The sequence below is a fragment of the Bradyrhizobium sp. LTSP849 genome (assembly GCF_000938255.1).
Lineage (GTDB): Bacteria > Pseudomonadota > Alphaproteobacteria > Rhizobiales > Xanthobacteraceae > Bradyrhizobium.
Window position 1 is genome coordinate 82,695 of sequence record NZ_JYMR01000038.1, and the last position, 25,405, is coordinate 108,099.

The 25,405-nt window shown below is 63.8% G+C and carries 25 protein-coding genes; 12 read left to right on the plus strand and 13 right to left on the minus strand.

Annotation, left to right across the window (positions count from 1 at the left end; genetic code table 11):
• Positions 1-4 precede the first annotated feature (4 nt).
• A complete protein-coding gene (locus UB31_RS22925) occupies positions 5-1,447 on the minus strand; it encodes an MFS transporter (RefSeq protein WP_050044818.1) in 1,443 nt (480 codons plus the stop codon).
• Between the two features lie 3 nt (positions 1,448-1,450).
• On the minus strand, positions 1,451-1,939 hold the full coding sequence (locus UB31_RS22930; protein WP_045012503.1) for a MarR family winged helix-turn-helix transcriptional regulator: 489 nt from the start codon (positions 1,937-1,939) through the stop codon (positions 1,451-1,453).
• Positions 1,940-2,015: 76 nt separating this feature from the next.
• Between UB31_RS22930 and UB31_RS41610 the strand changes: the two genes are divergently transcribed.
• Positions 2,016-2,276 carry a hypothetical protein gene (locus tag UB31_RS41610; RefSeq protein ID WP_156175506.1) on the plus strand — a complete coding sequence of 87 codons (261 nt, stop codon included), beginning with the start codon at positions 2,016-2,018 and terminating at the stop codon, positions 2,274-2,276.
• A gap of 631 nt (positions 2,277-2,907) precedes the next feature.
• Here UB31_RS41610 and UB31_RS22940 read toward each other — a convergent pair.
• The 7 genes from UB31_RS22940 to UB31_RS22970 all read right to left on the minus strand — a co-directional run bounded on the left by UB31_RS22940 (position 2,908) and on the right by UB31_RS22970 (position 8,249).
• Complete coding sequence (locus tag UB31_RS22940) at positions 2,908-3,636, minus strand: ABC transporter ATP-binding protein (protein ID WP_045006056.1); 729 nt, start codon at positions 3,634-3,636, stop codon at positions 2,908-2,910.
• A complete protein-coding gene (locus UB31_RS22945) occupies positions 3,629-4,396 on the minus strand; it encodes an ABC transporter ATP-binding protein (protein WP_045006055.1) in 768 nt (255 codons plus the stop codon). Before UB31_RS22945 ends, UB31_RS22940 begins: the two co-directional genes overlap by 8 nt.
• On the minus strand, positions 4,389-5,333 hold the full coding sequence (locus UB31_RS22950; RefSeq protein WP_045012505.1) for a branched-chain amino acid ABC transporter permease: 945 nt from the start codon (positions 5,331-5,333) through the stop codon (positions 4,389-4,391). The genes UB31_RS22945 and UB31_RS22950 overlap by 8 nt, the downstream gene beginning before the upstream one ends.
• Positions 5,330-6,247: a branched-chain amino acid ABC transporter permease gene (locus UB31_RS22955; protein WP_045012506.1), complete on the minus strand. Its 918-nt coding sequence runs from the start codon at positions 6,245-6,247 to the stop codon at positions 5,330-5,332. Before UB31_RS22955 ends, UB31_RS22950 begins: the two co-directional genes overlap by 4 nt.
• Positions 6,248-6,555: 308 nt before the next feature.
• Complete coding sequence (locus UB31_RS22960; protein WP_045006052.1) at positions 6,556-6,774, minus strand: hypothetical protein; 219 nt, start codon at positions 6,772-6,774, stop codon at positions 6,556-6,558.
• A gap of 1 nt (position 6,775) precedes the next feature.
• Complete coding sequence (locus UB31_RS22965) at positions 6,776-7,435, minus strand: acyl-homoserine-lactone synthase (protein ID WP_045012507.1); 660 nt, start codon at positions 7,433-7,435, stop codon at positions 6,776-6,778.
• An 85-nt stretch (positions 7,436-7,520) separates the two neighbouring features.
• Complete coding sequence (locus tag UB31_RS22970; RefSeq protein ID WP_045006050.1) at positions 7,521-8,249, minus strand: LuxR family transcriptional regulator; 729 nt, start codon at positions 8,247-8,249, stop codon at positions 7,521-7,523.
• A gap of 168 nt (positions 8,250-8,417) precedes the next feature.
• On the opposite strand from UB31_RS22970, the gene UB31_RS41615 reads away from it, so the two are divergent.
• The 9 genes from UB31_RS41615 to UB31_RS23010 all read left to right on the plus strand — a co-directional run bounded on the left by UB31_RS41615 (position 8,418) and on the right by UB31_RS23010 (position 17,231).
• Positions 8,418-8,594 (plus strand): hypothetical protein, encoded by a 177-nt coding sequence (locus UB31_RS41615; protein WP_156175508.1) that lies wholly within the window; start codon positions 8,418-8,420, stop codon positions 8,592-8,594.
• 211 nt (positions 8,595-8,805) lie between these two features.
• A complete protein-coding gene (locus tag UB31_RS22975) occupies positions 8,806-9,744 on the plus strand; it encodes a LysR family transcriptional regulator (RefSeq protein WP_045012594.1) in 939 nt (312 codons plus the stop codon).
• A gap of 144 nt (positions 9,745-9,888) precedes the next feature.
• Complete coding sequence (locus UB31_RS22980; protein WP_045012508.1) at positions 9,889-10,767, plus strand: shikimate dehydrogenase; 879 nt, start codon at positions 9,889-9,891, stop codon at positions 10,765-10,767.
• Between the two features lie 61 nt (positions 10,768-10,828).
• Entirely contained in the window at positions 10,829-11,959 is a 1,131-nt protein-coding gene (locus tag UB31_RS22985) for an ABC transporter substrate-binding protein (protein ID WP_045012509.1), read from the plus strand.
• 45 nt (positions 11,960-12,004) lie between these two features.
• Complete coding sequence (locus tag UB31_RS22990) at positions 12,005-12,880, plus strand: branched-chain amino acid ABC transporter permease (protein WP_045006047.1); 876 nt, start codon at positions 12,005-12,007, stop codon at positions 12,878-12,880.
• Positions 12,877-13,875, plus strand: coding sequence for a branched-chain amino acid ABC transporter permease (locus tag UB31_RS22995; protein ID WP_045006046.1), 999 nt, complete (start codon positions 12,877-12,879; stop codon positions 13,873-13,875). Before UB31_RS22990 ends, UB31_RS22995 begins: the two co-directional genes overlap by 4 nt.
• The gene (locus tag UB31_RS23000; protein ID WP_045012510.1) at positions 13,872-14,615 is read left to right on the plus strand and encodes an ABC transporter ATP-binding protein; all 744 of its coding nucleotides are present in this window, start codon (positions 13,872-13,874) and stop codon (positions 14,613-14,615) included. Before UB31_RS22995 ends, UB31_RS23000 begins: the two co-directional genes overlap by 4 nt.
• Before the next feature lie 10 nt (positions 14,616-14,625).
• Positions 14,626-15,363: an ABC transporter ATP-binding protein gene (locus tag UB31_RS23005; protein ID WP_045012511.1), complete on the plus strand. Its 738-nt coding sequence runs from the start codon at positions 14,626-14,628 to the stop codon at positions 15,361-15,363.
• Complete coding sequence (locus tag UB31_RS23010; RefSeq protein WP_045012512.1) at positions 15,360-17,231, plus strand: bifunctional sugar phosphate isomerase/epimerase/4-hydroxyphenylpyruvate dioxygenase family protein; 1,872 nt, start codon at positions 15,360-15,362, stop codon at positions 17,229-17,231. Before UB31_RS23005 ends, UB31_RS23010 begins: the two co-directional genes overlap by 4 nt.
• A 181-nt stretch (positions 17,232-17,412) precedes the next feature.
• On the opposite strand, the gene UB31_RS23015 is transcribed toward UB31_RS23010, so the two are convergent.
• On the minus strand, positions 17,413-18,585 hold the full coding sequence (locus UB31_RS23015; protein WP_045012513.1) for an ABC transporter substrate-binding protein: 1,173 nt from the start codon (positions 18,583-18,585) through the stop codon (positions 17,413-17,415).
• A 312-nt stretch (positions 18,586-18,897) separates the two neighbouring features.
• Between UB31_RS23015 and UB31_RS23020 the strand changes: the two genes are divergently transcribed.
• Positions 18,898-20,163: an NAD(P)/FAD-dependent oxidoreductase gene (locus UB31_RS23020; RefSeq protein ID WP_045012514.1), complete on the plus strand. Its 1,266-nt coding sequence runs from the start codon at positions 18,898-18,900 to the stop codon at positions 20,161-20,163.
• Between the two features lie 129 nt (positions 20,164-20,292).
• Here UB31_RS23020 and UB31_RS23025 read toward each other — a convergent pair whose 3' ends face one another.
• Together UB31_RS23025 and UB31_RS23030 are read right to left on the minus strand one after the other, a co-directional pair.
• Positions 20,293-21,504: an ABC transporter substrate-binding protein gene (locus tag UB31_RS23025; RefSeq protein ID WP_045012515.1), complete on the minus strand. Its 1,212-nt coding sequence runs from the start codon at positions 21,502-21,504 to the stop codon at positions 20,293-20,295.
• Between the two features lie 9 nt (positions 21,505-21,513).
• Positions 21,514-22,722 carry a cytochrome P450 gene (locus UB31_RS23030; RefSeq protein ID WP_045012516.1) on the minus strand — a complete coding sequence of 403 codons (1,209 nt, stop codon included), beginning with the start codon at positions 22,720-22,722 and terminating at the stop codon, positions 21,514-21,516.
• Positions 22,723-22,805: 83 nt separating this feature from the next.
• Here UB31_RS23030 and UB31_RS23035 point away from each other — a divergent pair, with 83 nt between their 5' ends.
• The gene (locus UB31_RS23035) at positions 22,806-23,309 is read left to right on the plus strand and encodes a MarR family winged helix-turn-helix transcriptional regulator (protein ID WP_045012517.1); all 504 of its coding nucleotides are present in this window, start codon (positions 22,806-22,808) and stop codon (positions 23,307-23,309) included.
• Between the two features lie 220 nt (positions 23,310-23,529).
• Here the strand turns inward: UB31_RS23035 and UB31_RS23040 are convergent, their stop codons facing one another.
• A complete protein-coding gene (locus UB31_RS23040) occupies positions 23,530-25,380 on the minus strand; it encodes a feruloyl-CoA synthase (RefSeq protein ID WP_045012595.1) in 1,851 nt (616 codons plus the stop codon).
• Between the last annotated feature and the right edge of the window lie 25 nt (positions 25,381-25,405).

Below are 25,405 nucleotides of genomic sequence, written 5' to 3' on the forward strand. Positions count from 1 at the left end.
TCCGTTATGCCGCCTTGGGCTTCTGCCTGAGGTAGAGGTAGGTCGGCAGAAGACCAAGCGCGATGATCGCGACCATCACCCACCAGCCGCGTTGGAATGCCACGAGGCGCTCCGGCAACGATGCCGGTGTGCCGATGATGGCCACGAAGATCGCGACTCCCACCGCAAGTGAGGCCTGACGGATCATGTTGATGACGCCGGAGCCCGTCGCGAATGACGAGGGCGGTAATCCGGCAGCACTGACGCCCATCAATGTCGGGAAGGTCAAGCCGACGCCAATGCCGGTCGGGATCATGCCCATGATCACGAACGCCATGTGCGGCTCAGGACCGATCAGAGTTGCCCAGGCGACCAGACCTGCCGCGAAGATGACGATGCCGGCCGTGACGACGGGCGCGGCGCCGAAGCGCGCGATCAGCCGTCCTGCGAACAGCCGCGAGGTGATCGGCACCATCAGCGGCCCCGGCGCAATCGCAAGTCCCGTCTGCAACGCCGACCATCCCCACGCGGTCTGCTCCCACAGGGCAACCGAAAGCAGCATGGCGCCGAAGGCCGCCGAATAGGGCGCCATCACCAAGGCAGCCCCGGTGAATTGGCGGACGCGAAACAGCGCCGGATCGACAAATGGATTTTCCAGGCGAAGGCAGCGCCAGACAAACAAGCCGAGCAGGATCGTGGCGGCAGCGAAGCTGTAGCCGATGGCCGGCGCGCGCAGTCCCCAGTCACTGACCTTCACGATGGCGAAGACGAGCGCGCCGATTCCGCCGGTCACCAGCACGGCGTCGAGGAATTTCGGGCGGGGCGCATCATGCCCCTCGATCTCCGGAAGCTTCCACCAGCCGATCACCATGGCCGCGAGGCCGATCGGGACATTGACGAAGAATATCCAGCGCCAGTTGACGGTAACGAGCACACCACCGACGACGGGCCCGAGCGCCGCGGCGAGGCCGCCGATCGCTGTCCAGGTCCGCACCGCGCTGCCGCGCTTCTCCGGCGCGAACACCGCCAGCAGCAATCCGAGCGATGTCGGCGTCATCAGCGCCGCGCCCGCGGCCTGGACAATACGAAACGCGGTGAGCATCCCGACATTGTTGGCGGCGGCGCACGCTGCGGACGCCACGGTGAAGAGGCCGACACCGAGCAGGAAGCTGAGATTTCGGCGGTGACGTTCGGCCAGCCGTCCGAAGAACACCAGCAGCGCCGCATAGGCGATCGCGTAGCCGTTCAGGACCCACGACATGTCGTCGAGCGAGGCGTCCTTGAAGTCTCGCCCGATATTGGGAAGCGCGACGTTGACGATGAAGAGGTCGAGATTGGCAAGGCAAATGCCGACGCACACGATCGCCAGCACGACGTTCGGCGAAGCTAACGGACGGGGCTTAGGCGACAGCGAGAGATCATCGAGCGGCACGGCGCGGGCGAAGGCGCCGCGTTCAATACTGTTCATTGGTTATGCCTTTTCGTGATGCAATTCGTGTCGCTCGGGAATCAGCGACTGATCGCCGGCGATGCCAACCAGCACGTTTCGCAACCCGGCCGCAGCGCGCCTGCCGAATCCATCTTCGAATTTCTCCTGCGCCGCGAGCCAGAGCGGCCGCGCATCGGCAAGACGCGCACGCCCTGTCCGAGTCAGCTTGACCCGGCGGCTTCGGCGATCAGTCTCATCGCGCTCCAGTGTGACCAGACCGTCACGCTGGAGGGGACGCAGGTTCTGGCCGATGGTCGACTGGTCCATGACCAGCGCATCGGCGAGGTCGCCGATCGAAGGCGCGGCATCTCCGCGGCGATGGATCTCGGTCAGGAGCGCGTATTGGGTGGAACGAAGCCCCGAAGGCTCCAGCGCCGCATCGTAGAACAGCGTCATGTGGCGCGACGCCTTGCGCAACGCCACGCAATTGCAACGATTACGCTCCATCACAGGCAGATCTTGGTCAGCCATGACGCCCCCGTTATCGGGATATCCCGATATACAAATAGAGGGATATCCCGGTATTCTTGGGGCGTCAACCCGCGGGATGCTTTCCGGCCGCGGCGAGCGCGTGTCTCACACGCCTGTGATGCGACTTCGTCCGGCCTGTTCCGACGACATCACTCCATCCCTGACGAAGCCGTTTTCCCCGCGGATCGAAAAACGCCGGAAAGATACGAGGCCTATTGTTGGCTTCAATGATCAACAATGGAGTTCGGTCATGTTGGGTCAATTGTTCAGTCTGATCTATCGCCTGTCCTGCCGGACCACCCTGATCGAAATCGGCGTGCACCGCCTCGCCCGTTAGCGATTGGCGATACGATTTAGGTAAGACGGACTGACGAGATAACGGGCGTTTCCATGCGCAAGCTGGTCCTGATCGCAGTGATATCGCTGCTCGCAACACAAGCCGATGCCGGCGGTCCGCGGGGCCTGAGCCTGGCGGGGACCAATGCAAGCCAGCCGGCGACACAGCCGGTCGCAGCGCCAGCGCCACAGGTCACACAGCCTCCGGCGGCAACACCGCCAGCAGATGTCCAGACAGCGACCACCGCACCCGCTTCGACTCCGCCGGCAACAATAGCGCCAGCCGCATCTGCTCGGGCTGCAATGCCCGCCCAGTCCACCGCAGCACCGGCTATCAAGACGACCGAGACGGCCAAGCCAAAGCACCGCCAGCCGTCTACCGAGGCGCGCGTGATCCGCGAGCTGCATCGGCATGGGATTTATTGGTAATTGGTTGTCACGCGTTCTCCCCAGCGTCGTCCCGGCGAAGGCCGGGACCCATAACCACAGGGAGTGGTTTGGCGAAGACCGCCAGTTATCTCATCACAGCGCGGTACTGCTATCGAATCATCACCGATGGATCACGCGGTATGGGTCCCGGCCTGCGCCGGGACGACACTGATTGTGAGGCGACAGCAAGCCGTCGCTCGCCGCTAAATCCCCAAATACTTATGCTGCAAATCCGGCTCGGCCATCAGCTGGTCCGACGTACCGCTCCACACCGTTTTGCCGCGCTCGATGATGGTGTGGCGGTCGCAGATGCGGGCGAGGTGGTCGACGTTCTTGTCGACGACCAGGATCGACTGTCCCCGGCTCTTCAGCATCGAGAGACAATTCCAGATCTCTTCTCGGATCAGCGGCGCGAGGCCTTCGGTCGCCTCGTCCAGGATCAGGAGTTTTGGGTTGGTCATCAGCGCGCGGCCGATCGCCAGCATCTGCTGCTCGCCGCCGGAGAGCTGGTTGCCCATGTTCGAGGCTCGCTCGGCAAGCCGAGGGAACAGCGCATAGATCGCGGCCAGCGTCCAGGGATTGGCGCTGTTGAAGCGATCGGCGGCGGCCGCGACCAGATTTTCGCGCACGGTGAGGTTCGGGAAAATCTGGCGTCCCTCAGGGACCAAGCCGACACCGAGCTTCGCGATCCGATACGACGGAAACTGCCGCACCTCGGCACCCGCAAAACGGATGCTGCCCGCGCGCGCCGGCGTCAGGCCCATGATGGAGCGGATGGTGGTGGTCTTGCCCATGCCGTTGCGGCCCATGAGTGAAACCATCTCGCCCGGCTTGATCGACAGCGACAGGCCGAACAGCACCTGGGAGAGGCCGTAGCAGGTCTCGATGCCTTCGACGTCGAGCAGCGTGTCAGCCATCACCTTTTCAGACATGGTGCGTCACCACATGCTGGTCGCCGAGATAGGCGCGCTTGACGTCGTCGTTCGCGCGGATCGCGGCCGGATCACCGGAGGCAATGACGCGGCCATAGACCAGCACCGAGATGCGGTCAGCGAGCGCGAACACCGCCGGCATGTCGTGCTCGACTAGCACGATCGAGACTTCTTTACGCAGCTCCTGGAGCAATTGCACCATGCGCTGGGATTCAGTGACGCCGAGGCCCGCCATCGGCTCATCGAGCAGCAGCAATTTCGGCTTGCTGGCGAGAGCGACCGCAAGCTCGATCTGGCGACGCTCGCCATGGCTGAGCCGGGACACCAGGACATCGGCGCGGTGCAGCAGGCCGACGCGATCGAGCGCGGCATGCGCGGCATCGCGCAGGCCCTTCTCCTTCCGTGCGTTGGCAAAGAAGCGGAAGGAGTGGCCTGCATGCGCCTGGGCCGCGAGCGCAACATTGTCGGCGGCGGTGAAGTCGGGCAGCAGCGAGGTGATCTGGAACGAACGGGCCAATCCCAGCGCGCAGCGGCGATAGGCCGGCAGATAGGTGATGTCGCGGCCACCGAGCGAAACGCTGCCGGAATGCGGCTCGAGATGGCCAGTGAGCTGGCTGATCAGCGTGGTCTTGCCGGCGCCGTTCGGGCCGATGATGGCGTGCAGCTCGCCCGCCGCAACATCGAGCGAGACGTTGTCCGTGGCGGTGATGCCGCCGAAGCGACGCACCAGCTTTTCGACGCGAAGCAGCGGTTCAGCCACGGTTGAGCCTCCCGAGCAGGCCCATGATACCGCCGCGGCCGAACAGCACGATCAGCAACAACAGCGGCCCCATGATCAGCGCCCAATATTCGGTGAGCTGCGACAAGAACTCTTCCAGCAGCAGATACACCACCGCGCCCATCACCGGGCCGAACAGCGTCCCCATGCCGCCGAGGATCACCATCACCATGAGGTCGCCGGAGCGGGTCCAGTACATCACCGCCGGGCTGATGAAATCGGTGTTGTTGGCCAGCAGCGCACCCGCAAGGCCGCACATCATGCCGGAGATGACAAAGCAGACCAGCTGGTAGCGTTTTGCCGGAAAGCCGATCGCCTGCATGCGCTGCTCGTTGGAGCGCAGGCCCTGCACCACGAGGCCGAAGCGTGAATTGACGATGCGCCAGATCAGGAAGACGACACCGAACAGGCAGGCGAGGCAGAGATAGTAGAACTGCGTGCGATTGCCGAGATTAATCAGGCCGGAAAAGTCGCTGCGCTTGTAGACGGTGAGGCCGTCGTCGCCGCCATAGCGCGCCAGCCCCGAGGCGACGTAATAGGCCATCTGCGCGAAGGCGAGTGTGATCATGATGAAATAGACGCCGCGGGTGCGCAATGAGAGCGCGCCGATCACCAGCGCGTACAGCGCAGAGGCTGCGAGCGCGACCGGAAACTGGATGAAGCCGGAGCCGATGCCTTCCTGCGCTAACATGCCGACGGCGTAGCCGCCGATGCCGAGATAGGCGGCGTGGCCAAAGCTCATCATGCCGCCATAGCCCATCATGAGGTTGAGGCTCGCCGCCGCCAGCGCCAGGATGACGACGCGGGTGAACAGCGTCAGGATGAAGATGTTGCCCGAGAGCTGCGAATAGAGCGGCAGCAGCACGAGGCCGGCCAGCATCAGGGCCGTGACGGCCTTGCTCACAGTGAAAGCTTTCATCGACGGTTGGCCGGAAACAGCCCCTCCGGCCGCACCACCAGCACGATCGCCATCAACAGATAGATCAGCATGGACGACAGCGCGGGCGCGGCGGTGGAAGCTGCGGCGCCGCTCAGCACCTGCCGCAGCAAATTGGGCAGGAAGGCGCGGCCGAGCGTGTCGATCATGCCGACGAAGATCGCGGCGAGGAAGGCGCCGCGGATCGAGCCGATGCCGCCGATCACGATGATGACGAAGGCGAGGATCAGGATGTTCTCGCCCATGCCGATCTGTACAGTGAGGATCGGCGCCTGCATCAACCCGGCAAGGCCGGCGAGCGCGGCACCGAGGCCGAACACCAGCGTGTAGAGCAGCTTGATGTTGATTCCGAGCGCCCCGATCATCTCGCGGTTGGAGGCGCCGGCCCGGATCAGCATACCGATGCGGGTGCGCATCACGCCGAGGTAAAGCAGCAGCGCCACCAGCAGCGCCACCACGATGATGGCGAGGCGATAGGCGGGGTAGTGAATGCCGGGCAGGATCGGCACCGGCACCGTGAGCCAGGCCGGCAGCGGCAGCGCCAGGCCCGCAGGACCCCAGATCAGCCGCACGGCTTCATTGAAGAACAGGATCAGGCCGAAGGTCGCGAGCACGTGGTCGAGATGGTCGCGGCCGTAGAGGTGCCGCAGTGCGCTCATCTCGAGCACGATGCCGAGCACCAGCGTCGCGCCGAGCGCCAGCAGCGAACCGAGCAGGAAGCTGCCGGTCCAGGCTGCGAAGGTCGCGGCGAAATAGGCGCCCATCATGTAGAGCGAGCCGTGCGCGAGGTTGACGAGATCCATGATCCCGAACACCAGCGTCAGGCCGGCGGCGAGCAGGAACAGAAGCAGGCCGAACTGCAATCCGTTCAAGAACTGTTCGACGACGAGCAGCATCAAAACTCTTTCAGGCGCACGCGGAATCGCGCCGATGTTCGAACACAGTCGCCATCAGTGAAAGAGCTCCCCCTGCCTGTTCAAGGCCGAAAAATGGGTAAAGGCAGTATCGTTCCGAGGCAAGAGCGATTCCGCGCCAGACATGCACTTTGTTGCATCCCAGCGCTTGCGGTCGACCCCGCCCTCTCTGCGCCCTTGCAAGAAGGCTGCCGCGCGGGATGGGTCAACCTGCCGCACCTAAACGATCACCCTCCCCCCGTTGCCGGGGAAAGGGTGCAGACTTCTTCGGAATGAAATGAAGGGTACGTCTAGTGCGACGTCACCTGGTGGGGAAGATCATCGGGCTCGCCGAGCTCGGTGTTTGCCGTCGAGGCCTCCAGCGCTGCCATCCGGAACAGATAGGCAAGCGTTGCCAGTCCGGTGTCTTCCGCCATCTGCGCAAGCTCAAGCGCCATGTCGGACATGTAGCCGAGATTCTCGTCCTTGGTTTGCGCCATGATCTGGCCGTCCCGCATCATGTTCGACATCTCATGCGCTCTTTCGTTGGGCGGCGGAAAGGCCGCAGAGGTTGGCAAGGGCGATACAGTCGAGACGCGGTCCGTCCTGCTGGATGACATTCTTCATCCCGATGCGGTCGCGCACGATCTCGAGCGACTCCTGACGGACCTCGATGGTTGCGGCCATCGTCCAGGAGTCCTGGATCAGCGCAGGCAATCCCAGCGGCGTGACGACGAAGCCGATCTCCTGGAAGCGCGGCAGCCACCATGTCTCCATCACGAGGCAAAGGCGCTCGATACCTTGATCGAGACAGAACTCCTGCGCCGCCGCCATCAGTTGCAGGTTGAACGCGCCGTCGCGACGCTCGCGCGACACGAAGAAGCGCGACCACTCCCAGATCAGCGGATCGACGGGGCAGCCCCGTACCGCGGCAAGGTGGGGGAAGACCTCGCTCATCATCGTCGGCTTGGTGGTTGGATACAGGCGGTAGCCACCAAGCACGCGGCGGTTTTCGAGCGCCAGCAGGTAGATCGCGTCCTCATTGTCGTAGACGTCAATCTCGCGGCCGTCGGGCTTGCGCAGCGCCTCCCATTTCCGCTCTTCGACGAAAATCTCGTGACGCATCCGGAAATGTTGCTCGATGACGTCTTCGTAGAGATGCCGGTTAGCGGCAGAAATGACATGAATCATGAATTCCCCCATGGCTTGAAATGGGGGCAGCCTCAGCGAAAAAGGCCAAACCGACTATTGGGAAATTTCCCAATAGGCGATGATTTCAGGGATTGATGATTCTTTGGCGGATCGCGATCGCGACCGCATGCGTCCGGTTGACGGCACCAAGCTTGCGCGCGGCGGTTGCGAGATGCTCTTCCGCGGTGCGCTGCGTGATGTTCAATATCTCGCCGATCTCCCAGGCGGACTTGCCTTGCGACGCCCAGGCGATCACCTCGCGCTCGCGCGGGGTGAGGCGTGCCAACGGATGCGGGGCCGGAGCGAGCAGACGGCGGATGTGGTCGAAGCCGTACATCGCGATCAGGTGCAGTGCCGGCTTGCTGCGGGCATTGAGATCGAGATGGACGCCACCGAGCGAGACGCCGGCCTCATAGCCGGTCAAGCCGTGGATCGGCACGACGAAACCGCGCGACATGCGGAAATCGGCAGCGCGCCGCATCACCTCGACCGCACCCGGCTCGAGCTCTGCGTCGTAAGGCGCCTCCGACCATTCGAACGGATTTACCGTGTGCCGGCACTTGCGGATCACGGGATCGACGCGGTCGTAGCTCTTTTCGGTATAGAGGTTGAACCACTCGGCCGGCCACTTCTTGGCCAGCACCATCTGGGAAAAGCGTTGATCGGGATTCGGCAGGCCCGTCACGATGATATGCTCGAAGCCGTAACGGCCGAACGTCATCGCAAGCGCATCCATCGCGTCCGGAACCTTGCCATAGGCTCCGAGCCCTTCGATGAAGTCCAGCGCTTCCCGGCCATAATCGACGGCGGACATCGGTGCGTTCCCTGCCCCTCGCCGTTCCGTATAGCACGTCTTTGGGGGCTGCCTCAATTCACCCGCTTCGGTATTTTCCCGGTGTGCCGCTGGCTCCGCAGATTCAATCTACTTGTGGAGGAAGTGACGTCAAGTTACACCTAAGGCGTCTAGAGCGGGAAAGCCACGATGGAAGACGAGAACATCGCCCTCAACAGCGTGCTCGGCCTGGAATTGAATCGCGTGTTTTTCGCCGTCCGCGATACGGCAAACAAGCAGAAGATCATCGAGTTCGCGCGCGACGTGCTGCAAGGCGAGCGCGAGGAGCAGCCGGGCAGCGTGTCTCCGGATGGACCGGCGAGCTAGAACGCAGTCGCAGCAAACACAACGCCGCGCTCAGGCGCCGTTATCTCTCCTGAACACGGTCTCTCCTGAACGCGCCGCTTTGGCCAATACAGTCCGCCCGCGAAGTCAGGTTTCCGTCTCCCGTTCACATCAACAGGCATTTGCCGCTGGATGACCGCGCGCTGCTCGTGAGATGATCGCTGCCACGATCGTCTTTCGGGAAGTTCAGCACATGATGACGCTGCGCCAGGTTGAAGTGATCCGTGCCGTGATGGTGACGGGCACCATTGGCGGCGCGGCGAAACTCTTGAACGTGTCGGCGCCGGGCATCAGCCGCCTGGTCAAATACACCGAACGCTCGCTCGGCATCCGCTTCTTCCAGCGTCAGAACGGACGCTACTTCCCGACGCCGGAAGCCGAGAACATTTTTGAGCAGATCAACGGCGTCTACAAGAAGGTCGACGACCTCTCCGAGATCATATCCAAGATCGGCCGCGGCGGTCTCTCGGAACTGCGCATCGGTTCGGTGCCCAGCATCTCGCAGGTGATGGTGCCGCGCGCGATCGAGCGCGTCCGCCGCCGCTATCCGGATCTCGGCATCGACATCAACATCCTCAAGCTCGAGGAGGCCATCGACTATCTCCTGCTCGGCCGCGGCGAGTGCGTGGCGATGAGCTACCGGTTAGAGCATTCCGGGCTCGACTTCATGCCGCTCGCTTCGGGCGAGCTGTATTGCATCGTGCCGCCCGGCCACGAGCTCGCCGGCCGCAAGCAGGTCTCGGCCGCCGAGATCACGCGCTATCCGCTGATCGGCATCGATCCCAACGACCCCTACGGCCGGATCATGGCCGAGATCTTTGCGCGCCACCGGCTCGACTACAACATCACCATCCGCGCCCGCTTCGGCACCACGGTCTGCGCGCTGGTGAAGGCCGGCCTCGGCATCGCCATCATCGACCAATTCACGGTGGCCCATGGCGGCTACCCCGGGATCGAGCTGTTGAAGATCACCGAGCCGACCCGGTTCGACACCTACATTGCGGTCAAGCGCGGCGCGCCATTGTCGCTCCATGTCGAGTATTTCATCGAATCCCTGCGCGCCGAGATGCGCGCGGTCGAGCCGTCCCGCGGCAACGGCAAGGCCGTCTCAGGACGCGGACGCAAGAAATAACATTATGTTAGGTTTACCAGATAAATGGATAATTGTGTTAGGCGGGGGAAAGACTATCGTCCCACTTCGAAAACCCCTTGGAATTGCGCGAATTTCGCGGCTAATGGCCGGAAATCAGTGCACTTCACCAGGCGATAGTGGATCATGTCAAAGCGCGGACCTGCCGCATCCCAGAAGCTCCTGACCGGCCTGATCGGCGCGCCGATCGCGCATTCCGCCTCCCCCGCCATGCATGAGCGTGCCGCTGAGGCCCTTGGCTTGCGCGGTCACTACCAGCTTATCGAGGTCGCCGGTGCTGACGCGGCCGGGCTCGGCATGATGCTGGAGGGCGTGCGGCGATTAGGCTTTGCCGGCGTCAACGTCACCTTTCCCTACAAGGAAGCGGTGGTCCCTCTGCTCGACGAGCTGGCGCCAGCTGCGGCCGCTATGGGGGCGGTCAACACCGTCGTCGTCAAGGACGGTCGCCTGATTGGCCACAACACCGACACGACGGGCTTTGCGCACGCCGTCACGCCGCTGCTGGCGCCCACCGGAAATGCGGTTGCCGTGATCGGCACCGGCGGCGTCGGCAAGGCGATCGCCTTTGCGCTGGCGAGCCTGAAGGTGGCCGACATCCGCATCTTCGACAGTGAACCGGTGCGGGCCGAAAGACTCGCCGCGCTGCTCGCCAAACAGGGTGGCGCCAGGGTGGCCACGAGCGTCGAGGACGCGCTCGACGGTGCAACCGGCCTCGTCAACGGCACGCCGGTCGGCATGCTCCCGAACCGGGAAACGCCGGTCGCGCCGGCGCTGCTGCGTGAAAACCTGTGGGTTGCGGACGCCGTCTACTCGCCGCTGATCACGCCGCTGCTGGCGGCCGCCCAAGCCAAGGGCGCACGGATCATGACCGGGCGCGAGCTTGCAATCTACCAGGCCGCAGACGCCTTCGAACTGTTCACGGGCCTTGCCCCATCGACGGAAGTCATGGGAGAGGCATTCGACGAGGTGATGGCGGCACGAAGCGCAGCCTATCACGCAGCGTAACGGAAGCGGCCGGACACAAGGCCGCGGGCACGATCAAAGTCAATAAATGGGAGGAGAGACCATGAAATCCACACTACTGGCAGGCGCATTGCTTGCCTTCGCCGCGGCAACAAGCGCACACGCGCAGGCGATCAAGCTCGCCGACGTCGCCGAATTATCAGGGGGCGGCGCCACCGTCGGCACCAACTGGAAGAACGGCATCGACCTCGCGATCGAGGAGATCAACGCCAAGGGCGGCGTGCTCGGCCGCAAGTTCGAAGTCACCCACGCCGACTCGCAGTCCAACCCGGGCGTCGCGCGCGCGCAGGTGCAGAAGGCGCTCGACGCCGAGCCCTATGTGCTGCTCGGGCCCGGCTATTCCGGCTCGGTGAAGGTCACCGCGCCGCTCGCGGCCGAAGCCGGCATCGCACAGATCATGGGTGGCGAAGCCGCCGAACTGACGCAAGCCGGAAACAAATTCCTGTTCCGCACTTCGTTCGGCCAGCAATCCTCGATGCCGAAAGTGGCAAAGTACATCCACGACGAGATGAAGGCGAAGTCGGTCGCGGTGGTCTGGGTCAACAACGACTTTGGCCGCGGCGGACGCGACGTCGTGGTCAAGGAGCTCGACCGGCTCGGCTCCAAGGTGGTCGCCGACCTCTCCACTGAAGCGGGCCAGGCCGATTTCGCCGCCGATGTCGGCAAGATCAAGGCCGCCAATCCCGATGCCGTCTTCGTCTATCTCAACGAAGAAGAGAGCGCGCGAATCCTGAAGGAGCTGAAGCGCCAGGGCGTCACCGCGCCGCTGATGGGCGAGACCACGCTGATCGGCCAGAAGGTGATCGAGCTCGCGGGCGACGCCGCCAACGGCGCGCGCGGCCATGTCGGCCTCACCACCGACGCGCCGGTCGACCTGATCAAGGCGTTCCGCGACAAGTTTGCCAAGAAGTACAACTACGTGCCGGACCATAACGGCCTGAAGGGCTACCTCGCCGTCTACATGGTGAAAGCCACCACCGAGAAGATGGGCAAGGTCGATTCCAAGGCATTCGCCGACGCGCTGCACGGCCTGACCATCAAGGCAGCGGATGAGCCGGGCATCTTGATGGACGTCACCTTCAGCGACACCGGCGACATCGATCGCCAGAGTTTTCTGGTCGAAGTGGTCGAAGGTAAGCAGGTGGTGAAGCAGGTGCTGCCGAAGGTGCAGTGAGGGGCTTCGCCTCTCCCCGCACACGGGGAGAGGAAAGAGGGGAAAATGTCCAATCTGTTGGATCTTCTGGTCGCGGGACTTGCCACTGGCGCGATCTATGCGCTGGTCGCGGTCGGCTTCACGCTGCTGTGGCAGACCTCGCAGACCATCAATTTTGCGCAAGGCGAGTTCGTGATGCTGCCGGCGTTTCTGATGCTGGCAGCGATGCATGCCGGCGCGCCGTTCTGGCTCGCGATCATTCTCGGCATTTTGCTCTCGATGATCCTGCTCGGCCTCGCCTTCAAGATGCTGCTGGTCGATCCGATGATGCGCCATGGTGTGCTGCCGCTGGCGATCGCAACGATGGCGCTCGCCATCGGCATCAAGGAAGCCGTGAAGCAGTTCTTCAGCGCCGAAGCCTCGCCTTTCCCCTCAATCGTGCCGACCGGCGACATCTCGATCCTCGGCCATATTGTCTCGCTGCAAAGCATCAGCGTGCTCGCCCTCGCCATCCTCGCCGTGCTCGGTCTGACCACGCTGCTGAACCGCACCTCGCTCGGCCACCAGATGCAGGCAGCGGCGCAAAACCCGACGGTTGCGCGCATCATCGGCGTGCCGGTCGAGCGGATGATCTTGCTGACCTTCCTGATCAACGCCTTCCTGGTGGCGCTGGCCTCACTGCTGATCACGCCGATCTATCTGGCAAAATTCTCCTCCGGCGAGGTGCTGGGCCAGGCCGCTTTCATCGCGGCGATCGTCGGTGGCTTCAACCAGGTGCGCGGCGCAATCGCCGGCGGCCTGCTGATCGGCGTACTTGATAATCTCGCGGCATCCTACGTCTCGACGCAGTATCGCGCGGCGGTGCCGCTGATCTTCCTGATCCTCGTCATCCTGTTCCGGCCGCAGGGCCTGCTCGGCCGCGCCGAGGAGCGCACGGTATGAGTGGTCTCGGCAAATCCCTGAAGATCGCGCTCGGGCTCGCCGTCATTGCCGGCCTGATCATCGTGCCCATGAACTTCAACCGCTACGGCCTGTTCATCCTGAGCCAGTGGGCCGTGATGACGATTGCCGCGATGGGGTTGAACCTCACGCTCGGCTATGCCGGTCAGGTCTCGCTGGCGCAAGGCGCCTTCGTCGGCATCGGCGCTTATGCAGCGGCCATCATGACCACGCATGGCTGGCCGCTGCCTGTCGCAATCCTGGTCGCGATTATCTTGAGCTTCGCGGTCGGCTGGGTGCTCGGCTATCCCGCGCTACGCGTGCAGCACCATTACCTTGCCTTCGTCACGCTGGCCTTCTCGACGCTGGCCTTCCTGGTGTTCCGCAACGAGAGCTGGCTCACCGGCGGCATTTACGGCATCTCCAACATTCCGCGGCCGCACTTTTTTGGGATTCCGACCAACAAGCCGCTGCCGTTCTACTATGTCTGCCTCGGATCGCTCGCGATCGTGTCAGTGGCGGTGTGGTGGCTGATCCGCTCACCCTGGGGCCGCGCCTTCATGGCGCTGCGCGAAAATCCGCTGCGCGCACAGTCGCTCGGCGTCGACACAAGGCGCTACACGCTGATGGCGTTCGCGATCGGCTCGGCCCTCGGCGGCGTCGCCGGCGCCCTCTATGCCCCGCTGACGCAATATATCGATCCCGTGCCGTTCAACCTGTCGCTCTCGCTCGACCTGCTGATGATGGTGATCGTCGGTGGTGCCGGCTTCTTCCTCGGTCCGTTCCTCGGGGCGATGATCGCAGTGCTGCTGCCGGAATGGCTGCGCTTCACGGAAGGGTATTATCTGATGCTCTACGCGGTCGCGGTGATGCTGCTCCTGATCTGGTCGCCGACAGGCATCCTGGGAATCCTCGACCGCTATCTCGCCGAGCGCCGCACCAAGGCCGCATCCGCACTGCGCGCCGTCGCAAAGTCCCGGCTGGAGACGGCGCAATGAGCGCGGTCCTCGAGGTCACCGACATCAAGAAGAGCTTTGGCGGCATCACCGCGGTCGACGGCGTCTCCTTCGACGTCCGCGAGGGCGAGATCCTCGGCCTGATCGGGCCGAACGGTTGCGGCAAGTCGACCCTGTTCAACTGCATCCTCGGCCAGCTCACGCCGACCGGCGGCGAGGTCAAGCTCGACGGCAAGGTCGTGACGGGCCTGCGCCCGGCCGAGCTCAACAAGCTCGGGGTCAGCCGCACCTTCCAGCTCTTGCAGGTGTTTCCAAAGCTCTCGGTGCGCGAGAACCTGATCCTCGCTGGGCAAGAGCATCAGGGCAACATGGCCTCGCGCCTGGTCGGCCGCTCCGATGCCGGGCTGACGGAAACCGCCAACCAGATGATCGGCTTCTTCAAGCTCGATCACCTCGCCGCCGAGCCCGCGGGTGGCCTGTCCTATGGACAGCAGAAGCTGCTCGACGCCGCCATGGCCTTCATGGGTGGACCTCGCCTGGTGCTGCTCGACGAGCCTGCCGGCGGCGTCAATCCATCGATGCTGTCGGACCTGAAAGAGCGCCTGGTCGCGATCAACCGCGAGAAGAACGCCACCTTCGTCGTGATCGAGCACAACATGGAGTTCGTGATGTCGCTGTGCTCGCGCGTGATGGTGATGGCCGAAGGCAAGGTGCTGGCGATGGGGCGGCCGGACGAGGTCCGCAAGAACCCCGCCGTGATCGAAGCCTATCTTGGACATTAGGGAGCGAGCCATGAGCGACGCGATCCTCTCGGTTCACAATCTCGTCGGCGGCTACGGCAAGATGACGATTCTGAACGGCACGACCTTCGCCGTGCCGCAGGCCACGATCACCACCATCATCGGCCCGAACGGCGCCGGCAAGTCCACCGTGTTCAAGGCGATCTTCGGCCTGTTGAAGCTGCGCGAGGGCAAGATCAGCTTTGCGGGCCGCGACGTCACGAACTTGAGCCAGCGCGCGCTGCTCAATGCCGGCATCTGCTACGTGCCGCAGGGCCGCAACATCTTTCCCGAGCTGTCGGTCCGTCACAATATCGAGCTTGGCGGCGTCGCCGCCGGAAAGGACATCGACCTACCGACGCGGATCGAGGCCGCGCTCGATTTGTTTCCAGTGCTGCGGCGCAAATCGGCGCAGCAGGCATCGACACTCTCGGGCGGCGAGCAGAAGCAACTCGAGATCGCCCGCTCGCTGCTGCTCGAGCCGAAACTGGTGCTGATCGACGAGCCATCGATCGGCCTGTCGCCACTGATGGTGCAACAGACATTCGACATTCTCAAATCCCTGCGTGACCGCGGCGTCACCATTCTGATGATCGAGCAGAACGCGCGCTCGGCGCTTGAGATCTCCGATTTCGGCATCGTGCTCGAGCTCGGTCAGACCCGCATGTTCGACAAAGCTGAGCGTATTCTGAATGATCCGCGCATCGGGCAATTGTTCCTCGGTGGCGCCATGGAGGAGAGTGCGGCATGAACAAGCACTCGATCGCGACCGTTTCCCTTTCGGGGGCTCTCGACGAAAAGTTGCGCGCCATCGCATCCGCCGGATTCGCGGCAGTCGAGATCTTCGAGAACGATCTGCTGTCGTTCGGCGCAGGCCCGCGCGACATCGCAAAGCTCTGCCGCGATCTCAATCTCGAGATTTGCGCGTTCCAGCCGTTCCGCGATTTCGAGGGCATGCCCGAGCCGCAGCGTTCGCGCAACTTCGCCCGCGCCGAGCGGAAGTTCGATTTGATGCAGGAGCTCGGCACCGACCTGCTGCTGATCTGCTCCAATGTCTCACCTCACTCGCTCGGCGGCATCGACCGCGCTGCAGACGACTTTCGCGAGCTCGGCGACCGCGCGGCCAAACGTAACTTGCGCGTCGGTTATGAGGCGCTGGCCTGGGGACGGCATGTCAACGACTACCGCGACGCCTGGGAGATCGTGCGGCGCGCCGATCATTCGGCGATCGGCGTCATCCTCGACAGTTTTCACGCGCTCGCCCCGGGGTTCCCGGTCCGCGCGATGGCCTCGATACCCGGCAACAAGATCTTTCTGGTGCAGCTTGCCGATGCGCCAAAGCTCGAGCTCGACATCCTGTCGTGGAGCCGGCACTTCCGCTCCTTCCCTGGCCAGGGCGATCTGCCGGTCGGCGAATTCATGCAGGCGATTGCGGCGACCGGCTATGCCGGACCGCTATCGTTGGAGATTTTCAACGACCAGTTCCGCGCCGGCTCGTCCGCGCAGACCGCGGTCGACGGCCTGCGCTCGCTGATCCTGTTGCAGGACCAACTCGCGCCAGATTGGCCAAAACTCGTCGGCGAGCCGCTGGCGCCGAAGGCCAAGAGCGGCGGCACCGGCTTCATCGAGTTCGCCGTCAACGAGACCAAGGCGAGCGAGCTCGCGCACCTGTTCGCGCAACTCGGATTCCGCAGAAGCGGCAAGCACCGCAGCAAGGCGGTGGAGCGCTGGTCGCAGGGCAGGATTGAGCTCGTGATCAATTGCGAGACCGACGGCTTCGCGCATTCGCATTACGTCACGCACGGCCCAGGCGTCTGCGCGATCGCGCTCGATGTCGACAATGCCGGCCTCGCCATGCAGCGGGCCGAGGCCCTGAAGACGCGCACCTTCTATCAGTCGGTCGGGCCGGGCGAGCTGGAAATCCCGGCGATCCACGGCGTCGGCGGTAGCTTGCTGTATTTCCTCGACCAGGCCGGCAAGAACTGGGACACGGATTTCGAGCCCCTCGCGAGCGACGCTGGCGCGGACGCGCTGCTCGCCGTCGATCATATCGCGCAGTCGATGCCCTATGACGAGATGCTGTCCTGGCTGTTGTTCTACACCGGCATCCTCGACCTGACGCGCCTGCCGCAGATGGAGATCGCCGACCCCAGGGGTCTGGTGCAGAGCCAGGCCGTGATCAACGGCGACCAGAGCCTGCGTTTCGTGCTCAACGGCTCCTCCGCCAACCGCACGCTGCCGGCGCGCTTCATTTCGGAGTTTTTCGGCTCAGGCGTGCAGCACATCGCGTTCTCGTGCGAAGATATTTTCGCGACGGTCGCGGCGATGCGCGCGCGTGGTGCGGACTTTCTGGATATCCCCGACAATTACTATGACGACATCGAAGCCAAGTACGACCTGGCTCCCGAACTGATGGCGCAACTGCGCGCCAACCACATCCTCTACGACCGCGAGGGCGACGGCGAGTTCTTCCAGGTCTACACCCATATTTTCGATGAGCGGTTCTTCTTCGAGATCGTCGAGCGGAGGAGCTATCAGGGATTCGGCGCGGCCAATGCCGGCATCAGGCTCGCGGCGCAATCGCGTGAGGTAAGGCCGGTGAGCATGCCGCGGGTGTAGGCTCTATCCCTCTCCCCCTGTGGGAGAGGGTGGCTCGCCGCGAAGCGGCGAGACGGGTGAGGGGTCTCTCTCCGCGTACACACCTCTCGCAGAGAGTTCGCGGAGCCAACCCCTCATCCGGCGCTTCGCGCCACCTTCTCCCGCAAGGAGAGAAGGGGCAGCATGCATCGTGGCAATCAGCTCACTTCATCGTGCACTTGTCGTGAAAGCGATCCTGGTCGTTCTCAACGATCGTCGCGACCGTCTTCAACGCGAGCTGGCCTTCGTCGTCCTTGACCACGTCCTGGAGGTAGAAGCTCTGCACCGGGATGTGGTTGTTGCCGAACTTGAAGGGGCCGCGCAGCGACTTGATGTTGGCCTTTTCCATTTCGGCCTTCATCGCGTCCTTCTTGCTGGTGTCGCCCTTCACCGCGACCACCGCGCTGTTGATGAGCTGGGCCGCGTCATAGGCTTGCGCGCCGTAATAGGTCGGGCGGAGCCCGGTGTACTTCTTGCGATAGTCGGCGACGAAGCGCTTGTTCTGCTCGTTGGGGAGGTCGTTGACCCATTCCTGCGCGCCGGGGACGCCGAGCGCGTTCTCCTTCTGGAGCGGCAGCGACAGCTCGTCGACGGTGAACGCCGTATAAAGCGGCATCGTGCTCTTCAGGCCGGCCTGCGCATATTGATTGAGGAACTGCACGCCGGCGGCACCGGGATAGAACACGAAGATCGACTCCGCGCCGGATGCGCGCGCCTTGGAGAGTTCGGCGGAGAAGTCGAGCTGGCTCGGCCACACCGTGTATTCCTCGCCCTTGATCTCGCCCTTGAACGTGCTCTTGACGCCCGCGAGCATGTCCTTGCCGGCGGCGTAGTTCGGGCCGATCAGGAAGACGCTCTTGACGCCCTTCTGGTTCATGTAGAGGCCCATCGCGGCCGGCGTCTGGTCGTTCTGCCAGGAGGTCGAGAACACGTAGGGCGAACAGAGATCGCCGGCGATCTGCGACGGGCCGGCATTGGCCGAGATCAGGAAGGTCTGCGAGTCAACCGCGGTCTTCAGCGAGGCCAAAAGCACGTTGGACCATATATAGCCGACGATGAAGTCGACCTTGTCTGACTGCACCAGCTTCTCGGTCTTCTGCTTGCCGACGTCCGGCTTCTGTCCGTCGTCCTCGTAGATCACCTCGACCGGCTTGCCGTCCATCTTGCGGCCCATGTGGTCGAGCGCGAGCTCGAACGAGTTGCGCATGTCGTTGCCGATCACGGCGGTCGGGCCGCTGAAGGTCGAGACGAAACCGATCTTGATGGTGTCGCCGGCGAACGCCGGGCTTGCCAGCGCAAGTGCAGCCGCGCCCGCCAGCCAGAATGCTGTCCTCATAACCACTCCCCTCCTCATTTATTGACCCCGGGAACGAGGTGATCGCTGTCCCGGGTCTATCTCTGTCTATCTCTATAGAGCGCAAAATCTGTCGAGCCGCCAATGGCTCAGCGCCCGCCCCTGCACCATATTTCGCCCCAATCGGGGATAGCAAGAAATATAATTCTACTCACTTCGACGAAGCCTGCGGCGCTTTTTCGCGGGGCGTACGATACGCCTCGCCTATTTCACGATTGATGACGGCTATTGGACTGCGGCGCCTTAATCGGCACTTAAATGATAGAGCGAAGCAGCGAGATTTGAGGATGCACCATGGCCGCAACTCCCCATCGCGTCGTTATCGTCGGGGCCGGCTTCGGCGGGCTGGAGACGACCCACTGGCTCGCCGGCAGCCCGGTCGCGATCACGCTGATCGACCGCCGCAACCACCATCTGTTCCAGCCGCTGCTCTACCAGGTGGCGACCGCTTCGCTTGCAACCAGCGAGATCGCCTGGCCGGTCCGCCATCTCATGCGCGACCGGCGCGAGGTGACGACACTGTTTGCGACGGTGAGCGGCGTCGATGCCGACAGGCGCGCGGTGCTGCTCGATGACGGCAGCGAGGTGCCGTACGACACGCTGGTGCTCGCGACCGGCGCACGGCACGCCTATTTCGGCCATGACGAATGGGAGCAGTTCGCGCCCGGCCTGAAGACGCTGGAGGATGCGACCACCCTGCGCCGCCACATCCTGGTGGCGTTCGAGCGCGCCGAGCGCGAGACCGATGCGGCCAAGCGCGCGGCGCGGATGACCTTCGTCATCGTCGGCGCCGGGCCGACTGGTGTTGAGCTTGCCGGCACCATCGCCGAGATGGCGCATGACACCCTGCCGGACGATTTCCGCAACATCGACACGACCAAGGCGCGCGTGGTGCTGATCGAGGCGGGACCGCGCGTGCTCGCGGGCTTTGCCGACGATCTCTCTGCCTATGCGCAAGCCTCTCTCGAGAAGATCGGCGTCGAGGTCGTGCTCGGCCAGGCCGTCACCGAGATCGACCGCGACGGCGTTGTCTATGGTGGACAGCGGCTGAACGCGAAGACCATGATCTGGGCCGCCGGCGTGCGCGCCTCGCCCGCCGCCGAGTGGCTGGGCGCGCCGGCGGATCGCGCCGGACGCGTGCAGGTCGAGGCCGATCTCACCATCCCCGGCCATCCCGAGATCTTTGCGGTCGGTGACACCGTCCTGATCAATGCCTGGGATGGCAAGCCGGTGCCCGGCATCGCGCCCGCTGCCAAGCAGCAGGGCCGGCATGTCGCCGAGACCATCAAGGCCCGCCTGCGGGGAGAGCCGACAGGCCCGTTCCGCTACAAACACTCCGGCAGCCTCGCGCAGATCGGCAAGCGCCTCGCAGTGATCGACTTCGGTCGCATCAAGCTGCGCGGCACGATCGCGTGGTGGATCTGGGGCATCGCCCACATCTACTTCCTGATCGGTCTGCGCCACCGTCTCAGCGTCGCCCTGAGCTGGCTCTGGATCTACGGCCGCAACCAGCGCGCCGCGCGGCTGATCACGCAGGGAAGCAGCAAGGTGGTGGGGTGAGTCTCCTCTCGTTTCCCGGACGCGGCGCGGCATGAAATGACGCGACGCAGAGCCGGGACCCAGAATTGCGGGCCCCGGCTCTGCAGCGCAGCGCTACGCGCCGCACTGCGTCCGGGGCACGAGACTGCGCTATTTCACCAACGCACACCCACCCTCCGCCAACGGCCGAAACGCTTGATCAGCCGGAATCGTCGAAACCAGCTTGTAATAGTCGTACGGATATTTCGACTCCTCCGGCTTCTTCACCTCGAACAGATACATCGGATGCACGACGCGGCCGTCCTGGCGGATTGCGGTGTCGCCGAACAATTTGTCCTTGCCTTTGAACTTCTTCATCTCGGGCACGACGTCCTTCGCGTTGTCGCTGCCGGTCGTGGCCACCGCGTTGAGAAAGGCGAGCGTCGAAGCATAGACGCCGGCCTGGTTGCCGCTCGGCATCTTGCCGTTCATGCCTGGCCGCGCGGCAAATCGCTTGGCAAACGCACGGGTGTCATCGTTCATGTCCCAGTAGAAGGCCTCCATGAGCTGGAGACCTTGCGCGACCTTGATACCCATGCCGTCGACGTCATTGATGAAGAGCAGGAAGGCGACGAGCTTTTGCCCGCCCTGCTGGATGCCGAACTCGGCCGCCTGCTTCACCGCGTTGATGGTGTCGCCGCCCGCATTCGCGAGGCCGATCACCTGCGCTTTCGAGCCCTGCGCCTGCAACAGGAACGAGGCGAAATCGGAGGTGCCGAGCGGATGTTTGCTGGAGCCGAGCACCTTGCCGCCATGCCCCTCGATGTACTTCTGCGCCTCCGCCTCGATGCCCTTGCCCAGCGCATAATCGACCGTGAGGAAATACCAGTCCTTGCCGCCGCGCGACATCATCGCCGCGGCGGTCGTGTTGCCGGTCGCCCAGGCGTCGTTGACCCATTGAATGGTATTGGGCGAGCAGGCCTTGCCGGTGAGATCGGAGCTGGCCGTCGACGATGCCAGGAACGTCATGCGGCTATCGCGCAGAAGCGTGTTGATGGAGAGGCCTACCGCCGAATTCGGGACGTCGACGATGGCGTCGACGCCCTCGACATCGAGCCATTTGCGCGCGATGGCATTGCCGACATCGGCCTTGTTCTGATGGTCGGCATAGACGATTTCGACCTTGATACCCTTGCCGCCACCGTTGAAGTCTTCCGCCGCCATGCGCGCGGCTTCGACCGAGCCCATTCCATTGGTGTCCTGGAAGATGCCGGAGATGTCGTTGAGCACGCCGACCCGCACGACATTGTCCGAGATTTCGGCGCTCGCCGCACCGCTCACGAGGCTTGCGGCCAATGCGAGCGTCCACTTCAGATGTTTCATGATATCCCCTTAAGCCGGCGTGACGGCGACCGGCAGGCTATCGAGCCCGCGCAGCGTGTTGTTGAAGCGGCGCTTCGGCTCACCCGTGATCTCGATCTTCGCGACACGGCGCGCCAATGCTGTGAGCATCGTCTCGCCTTCAAGTCGCGCCACGAGCTGGCCGACGCACATATGGATGCCGGAGCCGTAGCCGACATGGCCGGAGGTGCGGCGGGTGATGTCGTAGCTGTCGGGCTTGTCCCACCTGCGCGGATCGCGATTGGCTGCGGCAAGGAACATCAGCACCTTTTCGCCCTCGCCGATGGTCGCGCCGGAGAGTTCGACATCACGCGTCGTGGTGCGGAAGAAGGTCTGCACCGGGCTTTCGAACCGCACCGCTTCCTCGAAAGCGTTGCGCGCCAGGGTGAGATCGTTGCGCAAGCGTTGCCACTGCTCCGGGAAGCGCGCGAGGCAATAGACGGCCGCACCGATGCCATTGACGGTAGTATCTAGGCCGGCGGAGAGCAGCGAGCGCACCAATAGCGGCGCCTCAGCGGCTGTAATCGCACCCTCGTCGACATGGGCATGGATGCAGGCGCCGATGCCGCCGGGCGTGAGATGATCGCGCTGGCACTGCGCGGTGACATAGGCCTGGTGCGGCGCCGAGCGCGCAATCGCTTCCTGGCGCAACTCGTTCGGCGGGCCGAAGGCGTTGAACACCAGGCTCGCATAGGGAATGAGGTGATCGCGACCCTCCGACTTCAGCCCGAGTGCATCGGGGAAGATCGACAGCGGATAGGCTTCGGCGAGATCCGTGATCGCGTCGAAGCTGCGCTTCTCCAGCAGCACATCGACCCGCTCCTCCGCCGCCGCGGCAAAACGGTCGCGCAACTGCTTCATCACGGTCGGCGACAGCACCTTTGACAGCACGGCGCGGGTGCGTGCGTGCTCGGGTGGATCGGCCTCCAGGATCAGGCTCGGGGGCCGCCACGGCGTCTCCTTCTTGAAGTCACTGAGGCCGACGCCGCGGCTGGAGCAGAAGGTCGCGGGGTCGTTCAGCACAGCATGCACTTCGGCATGACGCGCCACACCATAGACGTTCCATTTGTCGAGATAGACCACCGGCCCCGCCTCGCGCAGCAACTCATGCGTCGGATAGGGATCGGCAAAGAAATTCATCGCGAAGGGATCGACGTCCAGATGCGGGACGCCGGTGACAGGGGAGCCGGGTGCACTCATTGAAGTCCTCCCTCATTTTGATCTTGTGAAAGGGCAGCGCTTGCCCTTAGGTCTTCGGGCACGCCGCGATGAAGAAGCCCGATATGCCGCCTTCGACCAGATCCCGCCAAAAGCCTGCGACCGCTGAGACGGGACCGACGCTCGATCTCGATCGCTACGTCCCGGCCTTCATCACCTTTATCGCCAACAAGCTCTCGAACAGCGCGACCGCGTTCTATCAGCGGCAGTTCGGCGTCAACGTCACGGAATGGCGGATCATGTCGCTGCTGGCGATCGAGCCTGGCATCCCGGCCTCGCGCATTTGCCACGTCATCGGCTTCGACAAAGGCCCGGTGAGCCGCACGCTTGCCGGTCTGGAGAAGCGCGGGCAGGTCTCGATCCGCACCGATCCGAACGACGGCCGCACCCATTCGATCTCGCTGACGGCGCGCGGCCGCGCCACCCATGACAAGGTGATCGTCGCGGCCTTCGAACGCGAGCGGCGGCTGTTGTCGTGCCTGAGCAAGGACGAGCGCGAGGTGCTGATCGATCTGCTGCGCCGGCTGCACGAAAATCTCGGCGCGGTGACGGGCGGCACCGACACCTGACGGATCGCGCGTTGGGCACGATCCTCTGTCGTTCTCTGGCGCGCGCCGGCACTTGCCCGCGGCACTAGTCCTGCCGAGCATTGTTCCCTCCACGATCAAACGCGGCGGTTCCCCCGCCGTCATCCTTGTCCGGAACGGTTCGCATAAATTAGTTGCTTAAGCAACAAAAGAATCAGAGTGCGGCAATACGGCAGAAGTGCTGGCCTAACAACGCGATCGGCTACAGACCGACCCACTCGCTCGACGTATCATCATTCAACCGCAGCACCGCATCCGCACGTCGCGTCAGTACGGCGCGCTGATTGATGTAGCCCTTGTCAGTGATCTCGCCGCCGTCGACCGAGGGCGGTTCGGCAAGCAACAGCGCACGCGTCGGGTGGCCGGAGGAATTGGCGCCCTGCTGCTTCAATTTCGCGAGGCCCTGCGCGATCGCGGTCCGAACCTTGTCGTGACCTAGCACATCCGTCACATCAGCCGTCTCGGGCAGACCGGCAAGGGCGCGGCACGCCGCGATGTTCGGGAATACCAGGAAGCGCACCTCGTCGCTGCCATGGCCGGCCACGACGATGTCCTGCGCAAGCGGTGCGAGAGCGGTAATGCCGGCGACGCGCAGCGTGCCGACGCTGACCCAAGTGCCGGAATTGAGCTTGAAATCCTCGGCGACGCGGCCGTCGAAGAACAGGCCGCGCTCGGGCCGCCCGACATCGGCGAATTTCACGGCATCACCGATGAGGTAGAAACCCTCTTCGTCAAAGGCCTGCTTGGTCAGTTCCGGCGCCTTCCAATAACCGGGCGTAACGTTGGGGCCGCGCACGCGCACCTCCAGCTTGTCACCGGAACTGACGAGCTTCAGTTCAGTACCGGGGATGGGCACGCCGATATTGCCGGAGCGTTCGGCAAGGAAATGGCAGTCGGTTGCCAGCGGCGAGGTCTCGGTCGAGCCCCAGGCCGAGACCATCGGCAGCGCGCGGCCGACAGTATCGACGGACAACTGCTCGAGCGCATCCCAGAGATTCTGCGGCAGCGCGGCGCCGGCATAGAAGGCGAACCTTACCTCGCCGAAGAAGCGGCGGCGCAATTCCTCGTCGCCGCGCAGCGCCGCGATCAGCATGTCGAAGCCGCGCGGCACGTTGAAATAGACTGTCGGCATCACGCTTTTGAGGTTTGCGAGCGAGGTCGCAAACAGGCCGGGCGCAGGCTTGCCGCCGTCGATATAGAGCGAGCCGCCGTTGCGCAGCACGAGGTTGAAATTGTGGTTGGCGCCAAATGTGTGGCTCCAGGGCAGCCAGTCGAGAATGACGAGATCGTCGCGAGCCTGATCGAGGAAGGTCCACGTCTGCGCCTTGGCTTGCTGGCTCGAGGTCAGCATGCGCTGGGTGTTGATCACGGCTTTCGGCGTGCCGGTCGAGCCCGAGGTGAACAGGAATTTTGCAATCGTGTCCGGCGTCACCGTGGCGAAGGCTTTCGCGACGCCGGGAGTTTCGGCCGTTGCTGCGATCGTGCGGAACGCCAGCGCGTCGGCGTCCTCGCCGTTGCCGCTGATGATCTGCGCCCCGTGCAGCGGCTTGATCGCGGCCAGCGCTGCCGCAAATGGCTTGCTCGCGGAGACGTAGATTGCGCCCGGCTCAAGCAGCACGATCATGCTTTTCAGCTTGTCGAAATCCCTGGACATCAGCGAATAAGCCGGCGAGATCGCGGCCGAGGGCACGCCGACATGCTGGGCGGCGAGCGCGAGCAGCGCATGGTCGATGCTGTTGTCGGAGAGGATGACGAGCGGACGCTCGGCACTGAGGCCTTGCGCCAGGATCCACGATGCCGCCGCGCGCACCTGCCGCAGCGCCTGCGCGTAGGTGACAATGGTCCATGGCGCTTCGGCATTGCCGCGCTCGGCAAGGAAGATTTTGTCCGGCGCCTGCCGCGCCCATTGCTCCAGCCAATCGCCGACGCAACGTGCGCTGTCGCGCAAGGGTTCGGGCGAGCGCAACACGATGCTGCCATCGGCGCGATGCTCGGCGACGGTCTTTGGCGTTGCGAACAGGCTTGCAGCGCCACCGCGTGCGGCGGTTGTCATCGGTTTCCTCCTCGCCCGGACGTCC

What these genes read in the sequence shown, in the direction of transcription:
- UB31_RS22925 (WP_050044818.1), bottom strand. Translation starts at nt 1,447, where the DNA reads ATGAACAGTATTGAACGCGGCGCCTTCGCCCGCGCCGTGCCGCTCGAT.
- UB31_RS22930 (WP_045012503.1), bottom strand. Translation starts at nt 1,939, where the DNA reads ATGGCTGACCAAGATCTGCCTGTGATGGAGCGTAATCGTTGCAATTGC.
- UB31_RS41610 (WP_156175506.1), top strand. Translation starts at nt 2,016, where the DNA reads ATGCTTTCCGGCCGCGGCGAGCGCGTGTCTCACACGCCTGTGATGCGA.
- UB31_RS22940 (WP_045006056.1), bottom strand. Translation starts at nt 3,636, where the DNA reads ATGTCTGAAAAGGTGATGGCTGACACGCTGCTCGACGTCGAAGGCATC.
- UB31_RS22950 (WP_045012505.1), bottom strand. Translation starts at nt 5,333, where the DNA reads ATGAAAGCTTTCACTGTGAGCAAGGCCGTCACGGCCCTGATGCTGGCC.
- UB31_RS22955 (WP_045012506.1), bottom strand. Translation starts at nt 6,247, where the DNA reads ATGCTGCTCGTCGTCGAACAGTTCTTGAACGGATTGCAGTTCGGCCTG.
- UB31_RS22960 (WP_045006052.1), bottom strand. Translation starts at nt 6,774, where the DNA reads ATGTCGAACATGATGCGGGACGGCCAGATCATGGCGCAAACCAAGGAC.
- UB31_RS22965 (WP_045012507.1), bottom strand. Translation starts at nt 7,435, where the DNA reads ATGATTCATGTCATTTCTGCCGCTAACCGGCATCTCTACGAAGACGTC.
- UB31_RS22970 (WP_045006050.1), bottom strand. Translation starts at nt 8,249, where the DNA reads ATGTCCGCCGTCGATTATGGCCGGGAAGCGCTGGACTTCATCGAAGGG.
- UB31_RS41615 (WP_156175508.1), top strand. Translation starts at nt 8,418, where the DNA reads ATGGAAGACGAGAACATCGCCCTCAACAGCGTGCTCGGCCTGGAATTG.
- UB31_RS22975 (WP_045012594.1), top strand. Translation starts at nt 8,806, where the DNA reads ATGATGACGCTGCGCCAGGTTGAAGTGATCCGTGCCGTGATGGTGACG.
- UB31_RS22980 (WP_045012508.1), top strand. Translation starts at nt 9,889, where the DNA reads ATGTCAAAGCGCGGACCTGCCGCATCCCAGAAGCTCCTGACCGGCCTG.
- UB31_RS22985 (WP_045012509.1), top strand. Translation starts at nt 10,829, where the DNA reads ATGAAATCCACACTACTGGCAGGCGCATTGCTTGCCTTCGCCGCGGCA.
- UB31_RS22990 (WP_045006047.1), top strand. Translation starts at nt 12,005, where the DNA reads ATGTCCAATCTGTTGGATCTTCTGGTCGCGGGACTTGCCACTGGCGCG.
- UB31_RS22995 (WP_045006046.1), top strand. Translation starts at nt 12,877, where the DNA reads ATGAGTGGTCTCGGCAAATCCCTGAAGATCGCGCTCGGGCTCGCCGTC.
- UB31_RS23000 (WP_045012510.1), top strand. Translation starts at nt 13,872, where the DNA reads ATGAGCGCGGTCCTCGAGGTCACCGACATCAAGAAGAGCTTTGGCGGC.
- UB31_RS23005 (WP_045012511.1), top strand. Translation starts at nt 14,626, where the DNA reads ATGAGCGACGCGATCCTCTCGGTTCACAATCTCGTCGGCGGCTACGGC.
- UB31_RS23010 (WP_045012512.1), top strand. Translation starts at nt 15,360, where the DNA reads ATGAACAAGCACTCGATCGCGACCGTTTCCCTTTCGGGGGCTCTCGAC.
- UB31_RS23015 (WP_045012513.1), bottom strand. Translation starts at nt 18,585, where the DNA reads ATGAGGACAGCATTCTGGCTGGCGGGCGCGGCTGCACTTGCGCTGGCA.
- UB31_RS23020 (WP_045012514.1), top strand. Translation starts at nt 18,898, where the DNA reads ATGGCCGCAACTCCCCATCGCGTCGTTATCGTCGGGGCCGGCTTCGGC.
- UB31_RS23025 (WP_045012515.1), bottom strand. Translation starts at nt 21,504, where the DNA reads ATGAAACATCTGAAGTGGACGCTCGCATTGGCCGCAAGCCTCGTGAGC.
- UB31_RS23030 (WP_045012516.1), bottom strand. Translation starts at nt 22,722, where the DNA reads ATGAGTGCACCCGGCTCCCCTGTCACCGGCGTCCCGCATCTGGACGTC.
- UB31_RS23035 (WP_045012517.1), top strand. Translation starts at nt 22,806, where the DNA reads ATGCCGCCTTCGACCAGATCCCGCCAAAAGCCTGCGACCGCTGAGACG.
- UB31_RS23040 (WP_045012595.1), bottom strand. Translation starts at nt 25,380, where the DNA reads ATGACAACCGCCGCACGCGGTGGCGCTGCAAGCCTGTTCGCAACGCCA.